17 protein-coding genes are annotated in these 22,902 nt (G+C 38.2%); 8 read left to right on the forward strand and 9 right to left on the reverse strand.

All coding sequences use genetic code 11. The annotated features are described in order from the left end of the window. Window positions 1-63: 63 nt before the first annotated feature. Window positions 64-1,011 (forward strand): F0F1 ATP synthase subunit gamma, encoded by a 948-nt coding sequence (locus tag ACXITR_RS12825; protein ID WP_457997614.1) that lies wholly within the window; start codon window positions 64-66, stop codon window positions 1,009-1,011. A gap of 246 nt (window positions 1,012-1,257) precedes the next feature. Here ACXITR_RS12825 and rsmG read toward each other — a convergent pair whose 3' ends face one another. Beyond that, window positions 1,258-1,971, reverse strand: a complete 714-nt coding sequence (rsmG, locus tag ACXITR_RS12830; RefSeq protein ID WP_457997615.1) for a 16S rRNA (guanine(527)-N(7))-methyltransferase RsmG — start codon at window positions 1,969-1,971, stop codon at window positions 1,258-1,260. Between the two features lie 103 nt (window positions 1,972-2,074). Beyond that, a complete protein-coding gene (gene mraY, locus ACXITR_RS12835) occupies window positions 2,075-3,136 on the reverse strand; it encodes a phospho-N-acetylmuramoyl-pentapeptide-transferase (protein WP_457997616.1) in 1,062 nt (353 codons plus the stop codon). 130 nt (window positions 3,137-3,266) lie between these two features. Here mraY and ACXITR_RS12840 point away from each other — a divergent pair, with 130 nt between their 5' ends. The 3 genes from ACXITR_RS12840 to ACXITR_RS12850 all read left to right on the forward strand — a co-directional run bounded on the left by ACXITR_RS12840 (window position 3,267) and on the right by ACXITR_RS12850 (window position 6,367). Beyond that, the gene (locus ACXITR_RS12840) at window positions 3,267-4,202 is read left to right on the forward strand and encodes a ribonuclease Z (RefSeq protein ID WP_457997617.1); all 936 of its coding nucleotides are present in this window, start codon (window positions 3,267-3,269) and stop codon (window positions 4,200-4,202) included. Window positions 4,203-4,279: 77 nt separating this feature from the next. Then, window positions 4,280-5,611: a TrkH family potassium uptake protein gene (locus ACXITR_RS12845; RefSeq protein ID WP_457997618.1), complete on the forward strand. Its 1,332-nt coding sequence runs from the start codon at window positions 4,280-4,282 to the stop codon at window positions 5,609-5,611. A 72-nt stretch (window positions 5,612-5,683) separates the two neighbouring features. Continuing rightward, a complete protein-coding gene (locus ACXITR_RS12850) occupies window positions 5,684-6,367 on the forward strand; it encodes a potassium channel family protein (protein WP_457997642.1) in 684 nt (227 codons plus the stop codon). Between the two features lie 95 nt (window positions 6,368-6,462). On the opposite strand, the gene ACXITR_RS12855 is transcribed toward ACXITR_RS12850, so the two are convergent. From ACXITR_RS12855 to ACXITR_RS12865, 3 genes are all read right to left on the reverse strand, one after another. Further along, complete coding sequence (locus ACXITR_RS12855) at window positions 6,463-8,226, reverse strand: S8 family peptidase (protein ID WP_457997619.1); 1,764 nt, start codon at window positions 8,224-8,226, stop codon at window positions 6,463-6,465. A 132-nt stretch (window positions 8,227-8,358) separates the two neighbouring features. Next, entirely contained in the window at window positions 8,359-10,155 is a 1,797-nt protein-coding gene (locus ACXITR_RS12860; RefSeq protein ID WP_457997620.1) for an ABC transporter ATP-binding protein, read from the reverse strand. Window positions 10,156-10,554: 399 nt separating this feature from the next. Continuing rightward, window positions 10,555-11,940, reverse strand: a complete 1,386-nt coding sequence (locus ACXITR_RS12865) for an aldehyde dehydrogenase (RefSeq protein WP_457997621.1) — start codon at window positions 11,938-11,940, stop codon at window positions 10,555-10,557. 239 nt (window positions 11,941-12,179) lie between these two features. On the opposite strand from ACXITR_RS12865, the gene ACXITR_RS12870 reads away from it, so the two are divergent. Next, window positions 12,180-12,620: a Fur family transcriptional regulator gene (locus tag ACXITR_RS12870; RefSeq protein WP_457997622.1), complete on the forward strand. Its 441-nt coding sequence runs from the start codon at window positions 12,180-12,182 to the stop codon at window positions 12,618-12,620. A 2-nt stretch (window positions 12,621-12,622) separates the two neighbouring features. Further along, window positions 12,623-14,284 carry a DUF3685 domain-containing protein gene (locus tag ACXITR_RS12875; protein ID WP_457997623.1) on the forward strand — a complete coding sequence of 554 codons (1,662 nt, stop codon included), beginning with the start codon at window positions 12,623-12,625 and terminating at the stop codon, window positions 14,282-14,284. Here ACXITR_RS12875 and ACXITR_RS12880 read toward each other — a convergent pair. Then, window positions 14,281-15,813 carry a pentapeptide repeat-containing protein gene (locus ACXITR_RS12880; protein WP_457997624.1) on the reverse strand — a complete coding sequence of 511 codons (1,533 nt, stop codon included), beginning with the start codon at window positions 15,811-15,813 and terminating at the stop codon, window positions 14,281-14,283. The genes ACXITR_RS12875 and ACXITR_RS12880 overlap by 4 nt on opposite strands. A gap of 61 nt (window positions 15,814-15,874) precedes the next feature. Then, window positions 15,875-17,407 (reverse strand): protein kinase domain-containing protein, encoded by a 1,533-nt coding sequence (locus ACXITR_RS12885; RefSeq protein ID WP_457997625.1) that lies wholly within the window; start codon window positions 17,405-17,407, stop codon window positions 15,875-15,877. Between the two features lie 217 nt (window positions 17,408-17,624). Between ACXITR_RS12885 and ACXITR_RS12890 the strand changes: the two genes are divergently transcribed. Both ACXITR_RS12890 and ACXITR_RS12895 read left to right on the forward strand, forming a co-directional pair. Then, on the forward strand, window positions 17,625-18,785 hold the full coding sequence (locus ACXITR_RS12890) for a sugar phosphate nucleotidyltransferase (RefSeq protein WP_457997626.1): 1,161 nt from the start codon (window positions 17,625-17,627) through the stop codon (window positions 18,783-18,785). Window positions 18,786-18,935: 150 nt separating this feature from the next. Next, window positions 18,936-19,841: an RluA family pseudouridine synthase gene (locus ACXITR_RS12895; RefSeq protein WP_457997643.1), complete on the forward strand. Its 906-nt coding sequence runs from the start codon at window positions 18,936-18,938 to the stop codon at window positions 19,839-19,841. A 31-nt stretch (window positions 19,842-19,872) separates the two neighbouring features. On the opposite strand, the gene ACXITR_RS12900 is transcribed toward ACXITR_RS12895, so the two are convergent. Then, window positions 19,873-20,628 (reverse strand): MBL fold metallo-hydrolase, encoded by a 756-nt coding sequence (locus tag ACXITR_RS12900; protein WP_457997627.1) that lies wholly within the window; start codon window positions 20,626-20,628, stop codon window positions 19,873-19,875. A gap of 51 nt (window positions 20,629-20,679) precedes the next feature. Beyond that, window positions 20,680-22,884 carry an RNB domain-containing ribonuclease gene (locus ACXITR_RS12905; protein WP_457997628.1) on the reverse strand — a complete coding sequence of 735 codons (2,205 nt, stop codon included), beginning with the start codon at window positions 22,882-22,884 and terminating at the stop codon, window positions 20,680-20,682. Between the last annotated feature and the right edge of the window lie 18 nt (window positions 22,885-22,902).

Raw genomic sequence — 22,902 nt, forward strand, 5'->3', positions numbered from 1 at the left:
TATCCATTGTTTATTGGTAATTTTGTATTATCAATTATCCATTATCCATTATCAATTAACACCATGTCTAATTTAAAAGCCATTAGAGATCGCATCGATTCGGTAAAAAATACCAAAAAAATTACTGAAGCAATGCGTCTAGTAGCGGCGGCTAAGGTAAGACGGGCGCAAGAGCAAGTAACTGCCACTCGTCCTTTTGCTGATGCCCTCGCTCAAGTTTTATACGGTTTACAAAGCCGTTTACGCATGGAAGAAACTGATTTACCTTTACTCAAACAAAGGGATGTTAACACCGTTGCTTTGTTAGTGATTACGGGCGATCGGGGTCTGTGCGGAAGCTATAATTCTAGTATTATCAAAAAAGCGGAACAAAGAGCCGCCGAACTAAAAGAACAAGGTTTAAAATATACCTTTGTAATTGTCGGTAGAAAAGCAATTCAATATTTTCAACGTCGTAATGAACCTATCTCCGCCAAATATACTGGTTTAGAGCAAATTCCTACCGCTGAAGAATCTGGTAAAATTGCCGATGAGTTACTATCTCTATTTTTCTCGGATACCGTTGATAGGGTGGAATTGATTTATACCAAATTTGTTTCTTTAATCACCTCTAAACCTGTTATTCAAACCTTATTACCTCTTACTCCCCAAGGGTTAGAAGTTCAGGATGATGAAATTTTCCGTCTCATTGTCCGTGATGGTTCATTCCAAGTAGAAAGAGAAGCGGTTAGTTCTCCTAAAGTTGATTTTCCTCAGGATATGATTTTTGAACAAGATCCCGTTCAAATTTTAGATTCTCTTTTACCTTTATATATCAATAATCAGTTGCTCAAAGCATTACAAGAGTCTGCTGCTAGTGAATTGGCTGCTCGGATGACGGCGATGAATAATGCTAGTCAAAATGCTAGTGATTTGATGAAATCTTTAACTCTTTCTTACAACAAAGCTCGTCAGGCTTCTATTACTCAACAAATTCTTGAGGTTGTATCTGGTGCTAATGCCCTAGGTTAATTAGTTAGCTTTCAAGTTTTTAAGCCCCCTTTTTGGGGGTTTTTTTGTGTTTATTTAATCCTTTGCGATGATTATTTTTCTGTAGTTATAATCGATTTATGTCCTTTAAAGCACCGAAAGATAAAAATGGTTAAAGAATTAATTCGCCACAAGGAAAATTTATATGAAAATGATTATAATTTATGGCTATTAGACACTATAGAGCAAATCCTTGACGAAGATTGGTTGCCTTAAAATTTTATTTTATTATAAGGGTTGTTTAACGGGTTTTCCCACTTCACGGGGATATTGTTTAGGGGTTTTATCTATTTTTTTGATGTAAATACAATGGCGAATATTATCGTTAAGGGGAGTATTTTGATTAATGATTTTTTCAATATTTCCTCCTAATATTTTGGCTACTTTTTTTGTTTTTTCTTCTTCTTCCATTGTCCAGTTTCCTCGATATAAAATTGCGATACCATCTTTTTTTAATAAAGGTAAAGTATATTCTAAACATACTGATGTTTCCGCAACGGCTCTGATTAAGGCAAAGTCGAACTGGTTACGATAGCTTTTTTCTTGCCCTATTCTTTCGGCTCTATCCACTAAAGTAGTAATATTTGTTAGGTTTAAATCTTGGGATACTTGAGTAATAAAATTAATTTTTTTGGTGGTGGAATCCATTAACGTAAATTGACCAAGGGGAAAGGCGATCGCACTGGGAATACCGGGAAAACCACCCCCTGTGCCAATATCAATAATTTTTTTATTATTTAAATCGTAAGCCATTAAAGGAGCTAAAGAATCCCATAAATTTTTTTCCCAAAACTCTTCAGGGGTAGTAATACGAGTTAAATTAAGATACTTGTTTGTTTCAATAATTTTGCTATATAACTGGTCAAATAATAACTGTTGATGGGGATTTGGTTGCCAATTAGTAGTTTTTTGCCAAATATCGTTAAAATCAGGTAATTTCACAGATGCTCATAGGGGTGAGGTGCGTATTATATTTTACTATTAATTAGGACGTTGAAATGTTCCACAGTCCCACAGCCTAACTTCAGCCATGGGCATATCAAAATTAAAGAATAATCAATATAAGAATGGTATTGATTAGGTAGAAAATACCAACAATTTGAGTTTCTGTCCAGCCAGTGAGTTCGAGGTGATGGTGAATGGGAGCCATTTTTAGGAGTCTTTTTCCTTTGCCGTTTTCGTCTTTGGTGGCTTTGTAATAGGTTACTTGGGCGATAACGGAGATGGATTCGAGGAAGAAAAGGAGACTAATTATAAATAATGCCCACAGATTTTGGCTTAATATACCGATCGCACTTAGACTAGCACCGAGGGCCAGAGAGCCTGTATCACCCATGAAAACAGAGGCTTTGTTACGGTTGTGGAGAACAAATCCAAGACAAGCACCACTGATGGCAAGGGAGAAAATAAGTAAATCGGGGTGGGTGTTACTTACTAATATACCAATACCGAGAAAGGCGATCGCACTGGTTCCCCCAGCCAAACCATCAACCCCATCGGTTAAATTAGTGGCATTACTTTCAGCAACAATGACAAAAGTAGCCAGAAACCAGAATAAAAAGCCCAGGGGCAGAATAATATTAAAAGGAAGAATTACCCTAGTAATTTCCGAGGGTTGAGTTGTGGCCATCCAAATACAGAACAAAACAGCAAAGAGAATTTGTAGCCCCAACTTTTGTTTAGCCGTTAAGCCGAGGTTGGTTTTTTTTCGTAAAATTTGCCAATCATCTATCCAACCGATGAAAGCATAGGCAAAGGTAACCAGGGCAACGGCGATGGCATCACTAGAAAAATTAGCAAAAATTAAGCCGATAATAATGGCGGTAGGAATGAAAAATATCCCTCCCATGGTAGGAGTTCCAGCTTTTTTGAGGTGGGTAGAAGGGCCATCCTCCTGGATAATTTGACTTGCCTTAAGTCTTTGCAGTTGTGGTACGACGACGTAACCCAATGCCCCTGTAATAACAAACCCAAAGAAAAAAGGGGTAATTTGATTAATGGTTAAAAAGCTAAGGGCGATCGCACTTAAACCCACACCGAGTAAAATAAGTAAAGTAACACCAGTGGGATTGGGGAGGGAATTAGTAAATTTAGAATTAGTTTGCATAGTAGATACTGATGGAAAATAAATTCATTATCGGTGCTTAATCCTTTCTTGTCTATTTTTCTCAGAGAAATTGTCCATGGTGGAGTGATAAACTAGGATTAATAATAAAAGTATCAATAGTATAAAAGTAGTGGAAGTAACTTTTTTAGGTACTAGCTCAGGAGTACCCACCCGATCAAGAAACGTATCTAGTGTGGCACTCAGATTAACTCAACGGGGAGAAATATGGCTATTTGACTGTGGAGAAGGTACCCAACATCAAATTTTGCGCAGTGACTTAAAAACCTCCCAACTCAAAAAAATCTTTGTTACCCATATGCACGGGGATCATATTTTTGGTTTGATGGGCTTACTCGCTAGTTGTGGACTAGGCGCCCACGCAGAAAACGTAGAAGTTTATGGCCCTCCCGGATTAGATGCCTATCTCAAAGCCTGTATGAAATATTCTCAGACTTATTTTCCCTATGGTGTCCATTTTAAAACCGTTGCCCCTGGGGTAATTTATGAAGATGATGAATATATCGTTAGTACCGAGATGTTAAAACATCGTGTCACCGCCTTTGGTTATCGTGTCAGGGAAAAAGATAAGGCAGGGAAATTTGATGTGGAAAAAGCAAAAAAAATGGGTATTCCCAGTGGTCCTATCTATGGAAAATTGAAAAATGGAGAAACCATTACCCTAGAAGATGGGCGCACCGTTAATGGTACTCAACTATGTGGCCCCACAGAAATCGGGCGTAAATTTGTCTATTGTACCGATACGGTTTTTTGTGAAAGTGCGATCGCCCTTAGTGAAGATGCAGACGTACTAATCCACGAAGCCACCTTTGCCCACCAAGACGCACAAATGGCCTTTGAAAGAATGCACTCCACCACCACCATGGCCGCCCAAGTAGCCCTAGCCGCTCAGGTCAAAAAACTGATCATGACCCACTTTAGCCCCCGCTATGCCCCGGGGAATGCCCTCCAGTTGAACGATTTACTCAAAGAAGCTCAGGCAATTTTCCCAGACACCATCCTTGCCCATGATTTCCTTAGCTACGACATACCCAGAAGAATTAATTGATAATTGAGAATAGATAATGGATAATTAAAGTTTCATTAATAAATCCCGTAATCTCCTAATGGAAGCATAGAAAACCGATGACGATTCCCCGTAGTATCTGCCTTGGCTTTATCACCGTAATTTCTGTCGGTACCCTATTATTATTACTTCCCTTCTCCACCGTTGAGCCGGGGTGGGGTAGTTTTACCACCGCTTTATTTACCTCAACTTCAGCGGTATGCGTCACAGGATTAATTGTGGTAGATACAGGAAGCTATTACACTTTTTGGGGACAACTATCTATTCTTGCTCTAATTCAGGTAGGTGGTTTAGGCTACATGACAACAACCACATTTTTAATTCTACTCATTGGCAAAAAATTTGACTTTAACCAAAAACTAGCCATTCAGGAATCTTTTGACCGTCCTTTTTTACAGGGTAGTAAAAATCTACTTAAATCCGTCTTTGCCACCACCATCACCCTCGAAATTTTGGGGGCAATTTTTTTATTTTTAATTTTTCAAAAAGACTACAGTAACCAAAGAAGTCTGTGGCTGGCCATTTTTCATAGTATCAGTGCTTGGAATAATGCAGGATTTAGTTTATTTTCAGATAGCCTAACCCAGTATCAAACATCAATTCCCTTAAACTTTATTATCTCCTTCCTAATTATTTTTGGAGGCATCGGTTATCAAGTCATCATTGAATTTTATCTCTGGTGCCTAGAAAAAATGAATATCCATAGCCGTCGTCAATATAAATTTTCCCTTAACTTTAAAGTTGTCACTAGCACCACGATTTTTTTATTGGTTTTCGGGACTATTTTCTTTCTCATCACCGAATACAGCAATTTATTAGCAGAATACTCCTTTAACGAAAAACTACTACTAGCTTGGTTTCAATCTGTCACCACCCGCACCGCTGGATTTAATACCATTGATTTAGGAGCTATGACAACCGCTAGTTTATTTTTAACCATTGGTTTTATGTTTGTGGGGGCAAGCCCCAGTGGTACAGGGGGAGGCATCAAAACTACCACCGTCAGAATTTTGGCCGAGAGTACCAAAACCGTTTTGCGGGGTAAAAATGAAATTATCATGTTTGAAAGAGAAGTACCATCATCCCTGATTCTTAAAGCCATGGCAGTGGTATTTGGTTCAGCCTTAACGGTACTAACCATCACTTTCATTATTTCCTTTATCCATCCCGACTTTAATTTTATTAATATCTTTTTTGAGGTAGTATCAGCTTTTGCAACGGTGGGGGTTTCCACGGGCATTACGGCGGATTTATCGGGGTTAGCACAACTGGTAATTATTTTAACGATGTATATTGGTCGAGTTGGAGTATTATTGTTTATGTCAGCTATTGTGGGCGATTCCCGTCCCAGTCGTATCCAGTATCCAGAAGAGAATCTTTTAGTAGGTTAGTAGTTTATGACAGCCAATAAACCCCCTCTGAATAACAAAAATCACAGAGCAAAAAGCATTTTTAATCTTGACATTAGCTCTCTCAAATTTTTGACTAACTTACGCAAAGAAAGTCGTCAGTTTGCTGTCATTGGTTTGGGAAGATTTGGTCGGGCGGTGTGTGAAACCCTCTATAATATGGGTTATGAGGTGTTGGGGACGGATGTGGACGAAAAACTGGTAGCTCAAGCGCTGACGGATAGAATTACCTCGAGTGCCCTTCAGCTTGATTGTACAGAAGTAAGTGCGTTGCGTGAAGCTGGTATCCTAGAGCTAGATACAGTTATAGTGGCGATCGGTAATTATTTAGAAGAAAGTATTATTACTACCCTCAATGTGAAGGAAGGGGGAGTTAAATATGTAGTGGCAAAGGCTTCTTCTAGTACCCATGGTAAATTATTAAAAAAAGTTGGTGCTGATTTGGTGGTGTATCCTGAGCATGAGGCAGGATGTGAGTTAGCCTATACTTTAACAAAACCCGGTATTTTAGATCGTTTTGAATTAGACCCTGATAATAGTATTGTGGAGGTTTCCATTCCTGAAGAGTTTGATGGAAAAACTTTGGCGGAGATCAAAATTCGTAGTCGTTTTGGTTTAAATGTGTTGGCAGTGGGAAATGATGATAAGTTTGTCATTAATCCCCCTCCTCAATTTGTATTACAAAAGGGTTTGTCCATGGTGGTCATTGGTTCTAATACTGATATTAATCGCTTATAATCAACTCCGCTGAACCTATAAATAAGTCTTAAGTGTTTGAAGCTCTCCCCCCAAAATCAATAGGAGGACAACTTCATTCACCTTAACTAATCAGGTTAATTACTCAAAACCTGATCATTTTTACTGGCCAGATACGCCAACCCAAAACAAAGAAGGGCATTAATGATTAAAAAGCCTTGGGCTGTGGTACCAGTACCCAAACCCCAGACATTAGGATTATAAAAGGCAGAAATACCCAAACAAGAGGCAACCCCTAAACAAGAGCCAATGGCAACCCATTTGAGGGTGTTATGACCTAAAAATAAGGCAATGAGAATAAAGGGAATTAAGACACTGGCAAACAGAGGATTAAGGGTACTACTTCCTACTACCACGTTACCCAATTCAGGGAGGGAACTTCCCATTAAACGCAAAGGCCATTGGGGTAAGTCAAAAATGTATAGCCCTTGTAAAATAAATAATCCTGAACTACCAAACACCATACCACTGGCGAGACTCATGTTAAACACAAGGTAATTACGGATAAACCAAGCAAGGAGATATGAACCAATTACCATACCCAATTTTGGTAAAAGCATGATAGTGCCACCATCAATCCAAAAACCGGGGTTTAGATAACCGCTATCCCGTAACCAGCGTAAAAAGTCTTTGACGGTAATTTTTCCTTTGAGGGCAAGTTGTACCGCTCCACCCGCATCCAAACGTCCTGCACCGTAATGGTTAAAAGGATCTTCGGCTACTTCCCGGGCAGATTCAATCAAGATTTGTCGCACTTCTTCGGGATCTTTTATTCCTGTGGCTTTGATGAGGGCGGCGACTCCTGCCACGTGGGGGGCAGCCATGCTGGTACCCTGATACCCTTCAAAGGAGGGTTGTTGATTGTTTCCTGTGATGGTTTCTTGGATGATTAAGCCTTTTTCACTTCCCCCGGGGGCGCTGATGTCAATGCCTGCTCCAAAGTTGGAATAGGGGGCTTTTTCACCGATCGCATCTAGGGCAGAAACACTAATCACTTTGGGGTAACGGGCGGGGTAACTAGCGGAATTTTCGTTTTCGTTACCAGCGGCGGCAATGATTACTACTCCTTTTTTGTGGGCATAGTCAATGGCATCGCGCATCAAGTGGCTATCTCCTCCACCGCCCAAACTCATGTTAATAACATCGGCTCCATTATCGGCGGCAAAACGGATGGCTTCAGCAATGTCTGCCACGGTACCACCCCCCAAACCCAATACCTTCAGGGGCATTATTTTGGCTTTGTAGGCGATTCCTGCTACCCCATAGTTATTGTTGGTAGATTGAGCGATAGTACCAGCCACATGGGTGCCATGCCCCACATCATCAAGGGCTTCGGGGCGATCGTTAATAAAGTCATATCCTTCCACAAATTCCGTTTGCTCTAAATCAGGTACACGACTTACCCCTGTATCGATAACCGCCACGGTAATCCCTTCCCCTTTACTGTCTGCCCATGCCCTCTCAACGTTAATGGCTCTTAAATTCCATTGTTTACTATAATCAGGATCGTTAGGAATTTCCAAGGTGTGATAGAGATAGTTAGGTTCAATATATTCTATTTTTTCCCGTAGCTCAGATCTTCTTAATGTTCGTAGGGTTTCTTTATCTCCTTCTAAGATATAGATATTTCTATCCTTGGAAAATGAACTGTTGAGGGTAGGAGTCTGGTTAACTTTGAAGGAAATTTTATCTAAACCTTCTTCTAATTGGCTAATGGCAATATCATCTTTAAAGTTGACAATGATAGACTGATATTCACCCCCCATATTAAATATTTTGAAGGTAAAAACCGCTAACCACAGTCCCACCAAAAATGCAGAGAACAAAAATAGTTTTTTCATGGGCTTAATCTTAGTCAGTAAAGGGGTATGGAAATTATTATAGCAAGAGGCATCTAGGATAAGTTAATTTCTGCCAAAACACCAAAGGCATAGGGCAAGAAGTTAAATAATATTTCACCTCTGCCCCAGTATTTAAACAGTGGCTAACATTTGTAGTTTGTATAAACTGGCATATAAACCGTTTTCTGTTAACAATTCATCATGACTACCTGACTCAATTAATTCCCCTTGTTTGAGGACTAAAATTTTATCTACATTACGGATGGTAGAAAGTCGGTGGGCGATGATGATAGCTGTTTTATCAATTAATAATTCATCTAAAGCCTTTTGGGTGTCTGCTTCGGTGGAAACATCAAGGCTGGAAGTGGCTTCATCCAATACCAAAATATTAGGGTTACGAATGGCTACCCTTGCAAAGGCGAGTAATTGTTTTTGCCCTGCGGATAGGTTTGCTCCTCTTTCCCGTAGTTGGGTGTTGTAACCTTGGGGTAATTCTTCGATGAGGGGTTTTATATTAGTTAGTTTGACGGCGTTTTCGATTTCATCAAAATCATAGGTTTCCCCTAGGGTGATATTTCTTTTTACGTCACCCGCAAAAATAAAGCTCTCTTGTAAGATTACTCCGATGTGGCTTCTCAATTCTGCTTGGGTGATGTCTCTGATGTCGATACCATCTACTAAAATTCGTCCTTGGGTAGGCTCGTATAAACGGCATAAAAGGCGGATAATGGAGCTTTTACCTGCTCCTGTGGGTCCTACTAGGGCGACTTTTTCCCCGGGGCGGATGGTAAAGTTAAGATTTTTGAGGACGTATTCATCGGGTTTATAACCAAACCAAACGTTTTCAAAGCGAATTTCACCCACCGCATCTTTATTTTGGGGGTTGTTATGGAGACTTATATCATTATCTCTGTCTTCTATTTCGAGGGGAATGTTCATCAGTTCGGAAATACGTTCGATGGCCGTAAATCCTGCTTGGAACATGGTAAACTTATCGGCAAATTGTCTGAGAGGATCAAATAATCTCTGGGAATAGAGAATAAAGGCGGACAATGTACCATAGTTGAGGTTATCTCCTAAGATTAGCACTCCTCCGATCCATAGCACAACGGCGATCGCCACTAGGGAAATCCATTCAAGGGTAGCCGATACCGCCGAATCATGAAAAATAGTTTTATCTACGGCAGTGCGATAACGCTCATTGACGGTGCGAAATAGTTCGCTATTATGTCTTTCACGGCGGAATAATTGCACAATGTTAAGACCCACCACATTTTCTTGCAACATGGCATTTAACACAGATAATTCTTCCCTCGCCACATAGTTAGCCTTGCGATACTGCTTTTGAAAATAAATAATTAGGGCAGAGACAGGAATCAACATCAATACCAACAGTAGGGCTAACTGCCACTGAAGGGAAAACATGGTAATAATAATGGCTAAAATATAAATTACATCACTCAAAATGCCGATAGCGCCCGTGGCAAATACATCTCCGAGGGCTTCTACATCATTGATTAATCTTGTAACTAATTTACCTACAGGAGTTTTGTGGAAAAAATTAGAAGATAGGGAGGTGACATGGTTAAATAAATCTTGACGGATAAAAGCGGTTATTTCTTGACCAACTTTTTGAACTAAAAATCCTTGCCAAGCGAGAAAAACCGTCCGAAAAATAATTGTTCCCAATAAAATAAGAACTAATAAATTTAAACCATCGGCAACGGAATAAGACTCTAAAAAGCCCCAAGTCTCTTCCCCTTGTAGTAATGAAATTCCTTGACCAACTATTAAGGGTTGAATTGCCCCTGCTACGGATAGGGGTATTAATAAAATGAAGGATAATAATAAAACGGGAGATTTTCTTTTGGCGTAGGGTAGTATTTTTAGGACTAATCCCCAATCGTTATTTTTCGTACTTAAATTCATTCTCTATATTTGTCAAGGGAATATTAAATTATTATAACAAAACTTTTTAGTCACATTATTTTTCAAAAGCTATAAAAAATAAATCATCTAATTTTTTCAATCATTTTAAGTATTTATAAAACACCAGACAAATTATTTTGCTGTTAGGTGTATTTATTCTCGACAAATAGGCATATTTTAATATATATATATGCTTTTAAAACATAAAATAATCCCCTAAATTAAATTTATTAAGGAAGCCTTGCAAATAACAAATTCCCTTGATCTGGCGATGTTTTATAGTTCACAAATTTTATTTAATGGAGAAAAATAAATTACCTTTATTGATGATTTATGGGCAATGGGCGTAAGCCCATTGTTGGTGTTGTTAGTATATTTTTCTTTAGGGAATCCGTTTAACTACTTGGTGTAAAATTTTTTAAAGGTATTCACAATTTTGTCACTATAGGGAGCGTAACGCCACTGTAAATCACCCCAAAAGTAACGGGATAAAACAGCTTTTTTGTGGGAAAAGGTATCAAAGGTGGTTTTACCATGATATGCCCCAATGCCACTATCTCCTACACCCCCAAAGGGTAAGTCTTTTACCCCCACTTGCATGATGGTTTCGTTAAAACATAATCCCCCGGAGGAGGTTTCGTGTAAGATTCGTTTTTTATTGTCTGAGTTGTTAGAGAAAAAGTAGAGGGCAAGGGGTTTGGGTTTACTGTTAACTATTTTGATGGCTTCATCGAGGGTATTATATTCAAGGATAGGCATAATAGGACCAAAAATTTCCTCTGCCATGATGGGGGAGTTGAGGGAAACGTTATCTAGGATGGTGGGGGCGATATATTTATTTTCTCGGTTGGTTTTTCCGCCGACGATAATATTATTATTACTGTCTAGGAGTTGCTCTAGTCTATCGAATTGTTTATGGTTAATGATACGGGCAAAGTCGGGGCTTTGCTGAGGATTTTCCCCAAAAAATTCATGGACACATTGTTTTACTTCTTGGATAAATTCTTGTTTGATGGCTTTATCTACGAGGATGTAATCGGGGGCTATGCAAGTTTGCCCTGCGTTGATGAATTTACCCCAAGTTATTCTTTTGGCGGTTACTTTTAGGTTAGTTTCTTTGTCAACGATACAGGGGCTTTTTCCTCCTAACTCGAGGGTGACGGGGGTTAGTTGTTTGGCGGCGGCTTCCATGACGATTTGACCGATTTTTGTGCCTCCTGTGAAGAAAATATGATCAAATTTGGTGATGAGTACTTCTTGGGCTACTTCTACCCCTCCTTCTTGGATGCAGATATATTCGGGGGGGAAAATGTCTTTAATTAATTCGGTGATGAGGGCGGAGGTATGGGGTGCTAATTCTGATGGTTTGAGCATAGCACAGTTTCCCGAGGCGATCGCCCCTATTAGAGGAGAAATCATTAGGGTAAAAGGATAATTCCATGGCCCTATAATCAATACTACCCCCAATGGTTCGGAATGAATTTTGGCACGGGCGGGAAAATTTTCAATCCCTGCACTTACCCGTTTTGGTTTCATCCATTTTTTTAGGTTTTTAATGGCGTAGCTAATTTCTGAGATGACAGCTAATTCAAAACAACCTTCTAGGCTGGGTTTACCTAAGTCTTGGTGTAATGCTTCTAATATCTTATCCTGTCTAAGGGCGATCGCACTTTTTAACTTTTTCAACTGTTGTAAACGAAAATCATAGGATTTGGTTGCCCCTGTCGCAAAAAATTTTCTCTGCTCATCCACAAAAGATTGTATAGAATAGCTAGTAATAGTCATAAAATTAAAAAAAAATTAAGATAGCAATATTCTTTTAGGATAACAACAAAAAAGTTTCAGACGGTGATATGTGGCGATATTCCCTCCGAAAAGCCCCCCAGAGTTGAAAATAATAATTAAACTATGTGCAAAAATTCCTACGGAGAAAAAAAGAGAGCAAGAAAAAATGTAGAAAGAGGGAAAACTTAGTTACAGTATAAGGGAATTTAATTTAGATAAAAAAAGGAAGAAAAAAAACGATGCAACTAGAAGGGGCAACGGAAAAAACTATTCACTCCCTCAAAGATGCCCTTAACCGTTGTCAAGAATTGGGCATGAGAGTATCGAGGCAAAGGCGATTTATTTTGGAATTGTTATGGTCACAAAAAGAACATCTTAGCCCTAAACAAGTTTACGATCTTTTGAGCCAAAAAGGCAAACATATTGCCCTCGCTTCGGTGTATCAAAATTTAGAAGCCCTCTCTCTCCATGGCATCATTGAATGTATCGATAGACACGATGGCAGGTTATACGGTAATGTTACAGATGGACATAGTCATGTCAATATCATTGATACTAATAAAATTATTAATGTCAATGTAGAGTTACCCCCAGAATTGATTGAACAAATAGAACAACAAACCGGGGTAAAAGTGGTAAATTATCGTGTGGACTTTTTTGGCTATCGCAATCAAAATTAATCATGAAAGATGATGTTAACGTTAATATCTTATTGATAGATGATGATCCTGTTTTTCGTCTTGGTTTAATTGCCCTCATACAAGAACAAAGTAACTCCAATATTAGGATTTTAGCCCAAGGAATAATGGCTGATACCTTACCTTTATTGAAGGAAAATCCAGCGGATTTATTATTAATATCTTTGGATTTAGCGGTAGAACCTGATAAACTAAAAAGTCTCATTAAATTAAGTCGCAAATTAGCTACAAAATATCCCGACATACCCATATTTTTAATTACCCCATGGGGTAGTGATGAAAACCTTAAAACTATCAACAATGTTAGGGGTTGTTGTCCTCGAAATATAAAAATTCCTGATCTAATTAAAGGGATAAAATTATGTGCAAAGGGTAAAACTTATTATGTCAATGTAAAAAATAAAAATCGTAAATTAATTGGTGGTTGGCTCTATCGTCAATGTGAGTTAGGATTAAGGGAAATAGAACGCAGTATAAGAGAAGTTAGTTCTTATTTAAAAGATAATGATTTATCTCCCCTTGATATACTCTTTTGGCAAGGTAGAAGAAGGGAGTTAAGGGTTGTTCGCTGGTTGGTAAGTCAGTTTGTCGCTAGTCCTAATGGCATGGTAAATAGCTCTATGGATGAAGAGGAAAATGAGCTAGAAAAACCCAATTCTATGGTCAAGTTACCACCTTCTCAGATTAATCCTAATATGATTCTTGTCCCTAATGATGAGGTTGATTATGAAGATTTAATTGTGCAAAAAATTCAAGGTTCTTTAAAAAATACTACTGAAATAATTTTAGAAATAGATATACTTAAAGAAGACAAAAAAAGAGAATTATTATTATTAGTATTCAAGGAATTTAAACAGCTTATTTTGGACTTGAAAGTTCTTAGATTAAATCAAGATCAGTTATTAGAAAGAAAACCTTCTATTGTGAAAGAGTTATGGCAAAATGTAGTTACTAAATTTCTCAGTCGTTATGTGGCATTAGATAGTGGAGAAAGTTTAGTTAGTTTTAAAGAAAATATATTTAAACAGGGACAGTTTTTAGTCGAAAATAACTTAATTAATATTCCTTTATTTGAAGAATTATTACTCTATTCAGTATTAGAAAAAGAGCTTTTTATCGATAATCAAATTTATCCCTATCAAAGTAAATCAGCCTCTGAAATAGAGCAAATTTTAGTCGAAAATGTCTTAATGGCGATCGCCTGTAGTACCATTCAATTTACCCTAAATAATTTATCCGAATCCCAACCCATCAAACATAGTCTTTTCAAAGCAGAATGGAAATCATCCCGTAAAATAGCCATGTTTCGTAATAACCTAGCATGGAGATATAAAAGGGAAAAATACTGGCAAAATCCCCGCAACATCTTTGAAGACGAATACCAAATCTTAAAATTAGGTTATCAAGGCATCATCAAAAGTAAAATAAGTCATCCTCGCCACCAAGAATTAAACACCCTCAGAGGCATTCCATGGTTGATCACCATTATAATCGAATTTGTAGATAGTATTACAAGGGGATTACAGGCGATCGCCGATATACTAGGAAAAGCAGTAGTATTTATCCTCACCGAAATATTAGGAAGAGGAATAGGCTTAATTGGAAAAGGAATATTACAAGGCATCGGAAACAAAATCAAAAACTAAAACAACTTCCACCAACGGCGCCCCCCATCGGGAAATATTGTCGCCCAATTTACCTTCGTATCCTTCAACTGATTTTGAGTAACCTTGACATTCTTTAAATTAGCCCCACAAAAATTAGCCCCCGTCAAATTAGCATTAGTAAAATCAGCCCCCTGTAAATTAGCCCCCCGAAAATCCGCATCCCTCAACTCACTTTTAGTAAAATAAGCCTGAGCCAAATTAGCATTAGTAAAATTAGCCCCCTGTAAATTAGAGCCATAAAAATTACTCTGGGCTAAACTACTCTCAATAAAAATCGCCCCCTCCAACTGAGCGTAACGAAAAATAAATCGACTTAGCTTAACCCCCGTCAAATTAATATTATTCAACTCCTGCTCACTAAAATCTTTTTTGCCCCCATTGTACGCAGCCCGAAAACTCTCATCATCCCACTTAATAACAATATTACCCGTCTTTTTCCTCCTCTTTTGAATAGCCTGTCTTAACTGTTGAGTAGGAGACATGGTAACATCCCCCCTCGTCTGAGTAGCAGATAAATCCGTTGTAGAAATATCATCCAAAGAAGTTTTACCGCCTTTCTCCGTAGATTGAATAGCCGTAACAAAGCTTTGACTCAAACTTTGCTCAAAAGGTGCAATATCCAAAGCATTCAACAACTCCCCTGCCGTCTTGTAGCGCTCCTTCACATTAGGCATCAACATTTTAGTCAACACCTTCTTAAAACTAGGGCTGATACTAACCTCATTTTCCCACACAATATCCCCCGTATCAGGATCTCGATCAAACTTTTTCGGTGATTTGCCCGTCAGTAAATAGAGACAAGTTGCCCCAAGGGCATATATATCACTGGCATAAATAGGACGCATAGCCATTTGCTCTGGGGGTGCATAACCCATAGTACCCACCGCAAACTGAGTTAGGGCTGTTTGTCCATAGGTTTGAGCTAGTTGGGTATTAACTTGATCTTTCACCGCTCCAAAATCAATCAAAATTAACTTACCATCCTTTTTGCGTCGGAGGATATTGGCAGGTTTTATGTCTCGATGGATGACCTTCTCCGAATGTAAATATTGCAAAATAGGGGTAATCTCTGCCAAAAATCTTTTTACCCCTAACTCCCCATAAACTCCCTTTTCCCTTACTTCCTTTTGCAGATTATCCCCATTAATTAACTCCTGAATCACATAAAACTTTTCACTATCCACAAAGTGATTAAGTAATTTGGGTATCTGAGGATGATTTATTTTGGCGAGGGTTTTAGCTTCCCTTTTAAACAAACTCAGAGCCATTTTAAATGCTTGAGGGTCATCTACCATAGGACGTAACTGTTTTACCACACAGAGAGGATCATCTTTATTTACTAAATCTACCCCCACAAAAGTTGCTCCAAAACCTCCTTTACCTAATCTTTTAATGACTCGATAACGCTTATTAAGGATTAAATTAGAACCACAGGCATTGCAGTTTTTGAGCTTAGGATGGTTTTTGGGGTTAGGACATTCTGGGTTGACGCAATAACTAATAATCATCTGCTTTGGTTCATTTAGGGAAAATTTTTACGATTCAAATAAAAAATAAAAAACATATTCACTACCACCATTTCCTTTTACCATTAGGCAAAATTGTTCTCCAGTTAGTTTTGGCTAAACGTAACTGTTCATCATCAACCTTTGCTTCGGTAAGATTCGCTCCACAAAGGTTTGCATCTTTGAGGGTAGCTTCGGTGAGATTAGCTTTTTGTAAATCAGCCCCTTGTAGGTCAGCATTTTTGAGGTTGGCTTTATATAATTCCGCCCTTTTTAAAATCGCCTCCCGTAAGTTGGCTTGGGCAAAGTTTGCCCCCATCAAATTAGTACGATAAAGGTTAGCTTTCTGTAAGTTTACCCCAATTAATTTACTTTGAGAAAAACTAGATCCTGATAATTTTAAACCTTCTAAATCAAAACCATTCAAGGTTTGCTGACTAAAGTTACGATTACCCCGTTGATATTCTTGAATAATCATTTCTGGGGAAGTGATTTGTAGTTTTTGTACCTGCACACGGGGAGCAACTACTTTTGGGGTATTCTGGGGCTGACTTTGTTTTTCTCGGCGCCGACGGATGGCATCGGCTAGGTTTTGGGTGGTTAAATTGGAGCTAGAGTCACTATCTTGCTCGTCGGGTTTACTTTCTTCTTTGGAGGTGGAGGTATTGGTGAAAAACATACTTTCTGCCAATTCTTGCTCATAGGGTACTAAGTCTAGGGCTTGAATAACATCTTTGGCGGAATTAAATCTTTTTTTTACATCAATTTCGAGCATTTTATTTAACACCTTGGCGAAGGTATTACTCACGGTGGTGTGGTTTTCCCATGCTAATTCCCCTGTTTCTGGATCGCATAAGTCTTTGGGGGCTTTGCCTGTGAGTAGAAAAATGCAAGTTGCCCCAAGGGCATATATATCACTAGAATAAACGGGGCGCATGGCAAGTTGTTCGGGGGGAGCAAAACCCATGGTACCTACGGAGATTTTGGTGAAGGCACTTTGAGGACTAGCATTCATCAGTTTGGTGTTGACTTCTTCTTTTACGGCTCCAAAGTCGATTAAAAATAGTTTTTTGCTTTGCTTTTCCCTTAAAATATTACCCGGTTTGATGTCTCGATGAATCACTTTTCGAGAGTGAATATAGTCCAAAACAGGGAGCATACTACGTAGAAAATTTTTGGCGGAGGATTCTTGATAAATGGTGCCTTTTTTTACTTCTTTTTCTAAGTCTCGCCCCAAAATAAAGTCTTGAATCAAGTAAAACTGATCTTTTTCTTCAAAGTAATCGATTAGTTTGGGAATTTGTCCATGTTCTAGTTTTGCCATGGTTTTGGCTTCCCGATTAAATAAGTCGAGGGCGGTGCTGTAGGAGTCGGGGTTGGCGGAGGCAGGATCTAGTTGTTTGATGACGCAGTATTGATTTTTATTGCCCATATCGACGGCAAGGTATGTGGTGCCGAATCCTCCTTTGCCAATTTTTTTGATAGCAACGTATCTTTTATGGAGAATTAGATTAGAGCCACAGCTTCTACATTTTCTCGTTTTGGTGTCGTTTTGGGGATTTTCGCAATGGGGATTAAGGCAATAAATAACACTCATTCACTCTGGTTCTCTTTCGAGCTAATTTTGATTATTCATCATGAAGTTTAATCTCAGTGTATCTTAATTTTTGATAATCGAGACTTTGTTGTTAATAAAAAGTTGTGTTGTGAGTTAGTTAACCGAGAATTTTTGGTGAAAAGTGATAACATTTGATTTTGAGGCTATATTTTTCTTATTATCTTTTTATTTATTAGTTTTTAATTAATTTTCTCCTATGAAAGCAATGATTTTGGCGGCTGGAAAGGGAACTCGCATTCGCCCGATTACCCATACAATTCCTAAACCTTTAATTCCTATTCTACAGAAGCCTGTGATGGAGTTTTTGTTGGAGTTGTTGAGGCAACATGGTTTTGATGAGGTGATGGTTAATGTTAGTCATTTGGCGGAACAGATTGAGAGTTATTTCCGTGATGGGCAAAGGTTTGGGGTGCAGATTGGTTATTCTTTTGAGGGTAGTATTGTAGATGGGGAGTTGGTGGGTAATGCGTTAGGTTCGGCTGGAGGCATTAAGCGCATTCAAGAGTTTAATCCTTTTTTTGATGATACTTTTGTGGTGTTGTGCGGGGATGCTTTGATTGATCTTAATTTGACGGAGGTGGTACGGCGACATAAGGAAAAAGGTGCGATCGCCACGGTGGTGACTAAGTCAGTACCAAAAGAGGATGTACCGAGTTATGGGGTGGTGGTAACGGATGATGATGGCAAAATTTTAACTTTCCAAGAAAAACCATCGGTAGAGGAAGCCCTTAGTACAGAAATTAACACAGGGATTTATATTTTTGAACCGGAGGTAATTAACTATATTCCCCCGAATCAGGAATATGATATTGGTGGCGACTTATTCCCCCATCTTGTGGAGTTAGGTTTACCTTTCTATGCGGTAAATATGGATTTTGAGTGGGTGGACATTGGAAAAGTGCCTGATTATTGGCAGGCCATTCGCTCGGTATTGTTGGGAGAAATTAAAAATGTCCAAATTCCAGGTAAGGAAGTTAAGCCGGGGGTTTATACGGGGGTTAATGTGTCCATCAATTGGGATAAGGTGGATGTGACTGGCCCGGTTTATATCGGTGGTATGACTCACATTGAAGATGGGGCAAAAATTGTGGGTCCGGCGATGATTGGCCCTAATTGTTGGATTTGTGAGGGGGCAACGGTGGATAATAGTGTGATTTTTGAGTATTCCCGTTTGGGTAGGGGAGTTCGTTTGGTGGACAAACTGGTATTTGGTCGCTATTGTGTTGATAAAACTGGTAGTTCTATTGATGTGAAGGAAGCGGCTCTCGATTGGTTGATTACTGATTCTCGGCAAAATTGCCCTAGTGATTTGGAGAGGGTGAAGGCCATTTCTGAGTTGATTAATTTTAGGTATTAAATTAATTGATAATGGATAATTGAGAGTTGATAGTGGAAGAAGCAATTCTTAATTATTTTTGTGGGGTTTTGCTTTAAAACCCTCTTTATTTTTGGAGGTTATATTTTTGTGGTAAATGAGTTGGAGATTAATGAGCAGTTTCGAGATTTGATGGTGGATGTTGATAAAATTAGGATTGATGTTTGGTTGGCGGAAAGGTTGGCGGATTTGTCACGCTCTCGGGTGCAAAAGTTAATTGAGGATGGACAGGTATATTTGAATGATTCCATTTGTACCCAAAAAAAGGAAGTTTTAAAACGGGGGGATAAAATCCATGTCCATATTCCTTCCCCTGTGCCTTCTCACATTGAGCCCCAAGAGATTCCCCTCGATATTCTCTATGAGGACGAATTTTTAATCATTATCAATAAACCTGCAAATTTTGTCGTACATCCTGCCCCAGGTCATAGTCAAGGTACGCTGGTTAATGCTCTGTTGGCCCATTGTCCCGATTTACAAGGCATTGGAGGAGTAGAACGGCCGGGGATTGTCCATCGTCTGGATAAGGATACCACAGGGGCGATCGTGGTGGCAAAAACTGAACCTGTGTTAAATGCTCTACAAGCTCAAATTAAGACAAAAACAGCCCGTAGGGAATATTTGGCGGTGGTATATGGTTCTACCCATCAAGATAGTGGTACGATTGATCTACCCATTGGTCGTCACCCTACCCAACGGAAAAAAATGGCGGTGGTACCTATGGAAAAGGGAGGAAAATCTGCTGTTACCCATTGGCAAGTGAAGGAAAGATTGGGGAATTATTCTTGGTTACATTTTCAACTGGAAACGGGGCGCACCCACCAAATTAGGGTACATACTACCCACATGGGGCATCCTATCATTGGAGATCAATTATACGGCTCTGGGCATTCGGTGGGGGTAAATCTTACGGGACAAGCTCTACACGCTTTTCGTCTTACTCTTTCTCATCCCGTGTCCGGGGAGGAAATAAGTGCGATCGCACCTATCCCCCTAGAAATGGAAAAGTTAGTTAAAGTTTTGAGAAATAGACGTTAGGAATGGACAACTATTCTTTGTTACCCCTTGCCTAACCTAAATTTACTGCCTCATAGGGCTTGGGTTCAACTACTTGGGTAGATAAATTGGCATTTTTCAACATCGAGCGAAAACTATCTAAACTGCCCTCCTCCTTGAGTAAATTAATTAAAAATCCCTTAAAATCAATATCTCCCCCCGCCGCCGTCGGTAAAATATATTCTGGCTTGAGCCACTGACACACTTCTAAGGCACTTTTTTGCCCTTTAATAACTGGTCCGATGAAGGGTATCTTAATATTGGTTAAAGGGGTGATAATGGCTTTTATACCCGTTTCTGCTTGTAAATTTTGGCTGTGAAAACCATGGGGTTCATAATATAACGATTCCCCATTACTTAAATCCTTGATAATGTAACCATTTTCCACCAAAGTAGGGCCTACAGGAGAACCTTTTACCGCTTTGATTTCGATTTTGTCATCAATGATGTGACTCTCTCCATGGTTGAGAGTAGTAATTGTTTGATAACCTAATTCTCTGCACACCTTACCCGCATTTTCCGAGCCAATTACAGGAATATTATGATCTAACTCCTTTAAAGTAGGAGGATGGGCATGATCTTCTAATCCTTGGGAAAGTAAAATAAAGTCTATGTTTTCGGGAATGGGTTGAGGGTTTCTTTTTTTGCCCTCAAATAACCAATCTAAATTACCAAAGGTTAAACTGCCCACTAGCCAAGGATCTAGTAAAATTTTTTTATCGGCAATGTCGATTAACCATGAATTACTATCGTACCAAGTTACTTGCATAATATATTTTGAAAATAAATAATAGCTTATGTAATAAATTGTAACAATTATTTAAATGGAAATTTGGAGATGGTGTTGAATAATCATGATGTGGGAAGCGGATTGTTTGGCGTCTTTTTTGCTTTTTCCATACCCCACGGATTTTATATTTGTTCCTTGATAGTTAAGATTAATAAAACATTGAAAAAAACTATCTATTTTTAAAAATTTATATTCGGGATATTCTATCTGGTTAGTTTGACAAAAATCATGGAGCAAGGAGACGTAGTCTTTTTCTATGACAGCCTTTTTTTCTAGGGTAGATGTATGGATTTTTTTGTTAGTTTTATTTTTATTTTCTAAAATATTTTTAGTTGGATTTTTTGTTAATTCATCGTTTAAAAAAGCCTGAATATAACCGAGGGCAGATAGTTGTTTTGCTTTACTTTTTTTCTGACTAACCGCTGGTTGTGGGGTAGTATATCCATCTACATAACAAAAGCTATAATAGCCCCCATTATTCGGATAACTTTCTATTTTATATTTTACTTCTACATGGTCTAATTGCGATCGCACTAGCAACACAGAAACAGCGTCAATTTGTTCATCAAAAAAACGATTTACCTTAGCCACAAACCACAACTTATAAAAGTCTTTTGGTTGTAGAACATTAATACTTCTTTCTATCTCCATCAGAAAATCATCGGTCAAAGAATTTTCCTCGATAGCTTGATGTAATAAACTAGAAAAGTTTTTTTCCGTAATAACATTATTCTCCTTACTCTGGGAAAAAGAAGAATCATCATTATTTACTAACTCATCATTCACATAAGCCTTAATAGCCATTACCGCAGAAATTTGTTTTGCCCCTGTTTTTTTAGTGTCTTCTGCAAAATCAGAAGTCGTTAACCCATTAATAAAACACTTTGCTTGATATATTTTATCTTTTTGGTTGTATTTAACTTCATAGTTAACGGTAATATTTTCAATTTGAGAGGCAATTAAAAGTATAGATATTCCATCAATATTATTTAAGAAAAATAAATCGTTAATTTTAGCAACAAACCAAATAAAATAAAAGTCTTTCAAAGATAAATGGTTAATTCTCTTTTTAATATGTTTTAAGATTTTTTTTAAACGATGTCTATAAGCATAATATTCTAAAAGTTCAGAAAAATCATCCGCTGATAGCTTGTCAATTTCATCATCACTAATATCATGATATTTTTTAGCTATATCTTCCTTTCTTTTGATCCTTAAATGATGAGATTTATCTTCCTTATATTGAAAGTTAAAATCATTAATATAGTCAGCAATACTTTGTAATTCATCCTCCCTATAGGGGGAAGTAATACCCTTAATATATGCCTTAATAATGCGGTGATTCACTAAATCTACAAAACGCCGCAGGGGGCTAGTAAAATGGCAATAGGTATCGAGGGCTAAACCAACGTGTTGCAAGGGTAAAGGGCTATAAATAGCAGGTACTAAACAATGTCCCATTTCTTTGAGGGCTTTTTCTAAATCCTTAATGCCTACGTCTTGGGTACGAAAAAGAGCGGAAATTTTTTCTTGGCTTAATAGATTAGCAATGGTGGTGTTAGTTAAAATCATTATTTCAGCAATTAACTGATGGGTATTAACGTTTTCTGCAATTAAATTGCCATCCTCATCTATATATCCATTTTCTGTTAAAATGCCTGATTTTCCTTTTCTATGACTAGCTAATACTTGGGCGATATTTTGTAACTTTACCAAGAGTTGATCATCTTTTTTTTTGGTAGGATTTTTGAGAATATTTTCTACTTCTTCGTAACTAAAAGCTCGTAAATTTTCTACAATGGTTTCTTTTACTTCAAAATTAATTATATTTCCTTGATTATCAATGGTAAAAAAAACGGTAATGGCTAATCTTTTTTCTTCTTCTTCTAAGGAACCTAAATTGGTACTGATGTGGATGGGTAACATGGGGGTAGGGGGTTTGGTATGATAAAGCGTCATCACCCTTTTTAGGGCTTCTTTATCAATGGGAGAATCTTTGGGAATTAAAGCATCGACATCGGTAATACTAACCTGTAACTCAAAGTAACCATTTTCCAATGCCACCAACCAAATAGCATCGTCTCTGTCAACGGTGGTAGCGTCATCAATGGTAATACCACAGACGCAGGGGCGCTCGAATTGGGATGCCGTCGTCATTATTTGCTCTAAGTCTATGTTAGAAGCCTGATGAATTTGTTCGGCTCGAAATTTTCTTGGTGTAATGGATGGTTTCATGATCTCAATTCGATGGTT

It is taken from the genome of Cyanobacterium sp. (assembly GCF_054166785.1).

Coding starts and splice junctions, on each gene's coding strand:
- ACXITR_RS12885 (WP_457997625.1), bottom strand. CDS start 17,407: ATGAGTGTTATTTATTGCCTTAATCCCCATTGCGAAAATCCCCAAAAC.
- ACXITR_RS12865 (WP_457997621.1), bottom strand. CDS start 11,940: ATGACTATTACTAGCTATTCTATACAATCTTTTGTGGATGAGCAGAGA.
- mraY (WP_457997616.1), bottom strand. CDS start 3,136: ATGCAAACTAATTCTAAATTTACTAATTCCCTCCCCAATCCCACTGGT.
- ACXITR_RS12900 (WP_457997627.1), bottom strand. CDS start 20,628: ATGCAAGTAACTTGGTACGATAGTAATTCATGGTTAATCGACATTGCC.
- ACXITR_RS12855 (WP_457997619.1), bottom strand. CDS start 8,226: ATGAAAAAACTATTTTTGTTCTCTGCATTTTTGGTGGGACTGTGGTTA.
- ACXITR_RS12905 (WP_457997628.1), bottom strand. CDS start 22,884: ATGAAACCATCCATTACACCAAGAAAATTTCGAGCCGAACAAATTCAT.
- ACXITR_RS12870 (WP_457997622.1), top strand. CDS start 12,180: ATGCAACTAGAAGGGGCAACGGAAAAAACTATTCACTCCCTCAAAGAT.
- ACXITR_RS12890 (WP_457997626.1), top strand. CDS start 17,625: ATGAAAGCAATGATTTTGGCGGCTGGAAAGGGAACTCGCATTCGCCCG.
- ACXITR_RS12895 (WP_457997643.1), top strand. CDS start 18,936: ATGGTGGATGTTGATAAAATTAGGATTGATGTTTGGTTGGCGGAAAGG.
- ACXITR_RS12880 (WP_457997624.1), bottom strand. CDS start 15,813: ATGATTATTAGTTATTGCGTCAACCCAGAATGTCCTAACCCCAAAAAC.
- ACXITR_RS12825 (WP_457997614.1), top strand. CDS start 64: ATGTCTAATTTAAAAGCCATTAGAGATCGCATCGATTCGGTAAAAAAT.
- ACXITR_RS12860 (WP_457997620.1), bottom strand. CDS start 10,155: ATGAATTTAAGTACGAAAAATAACGATTGGGGATTAGTCCTAAAAATA.
- ACXITR_RS12875 (WP_457997623.1), top strand. CDS start 12,623: ATGAAAGATGATGTTAACGTTAATATCTTATTGATAGATGATGATCCT.
- ACXITR_RS12845 (WP_457997618.1), top strand. CDS start 4,280: ATGACGATTCCCCGTAGTATCTGCCTTGGCTTTATCACCGTAATTTCT.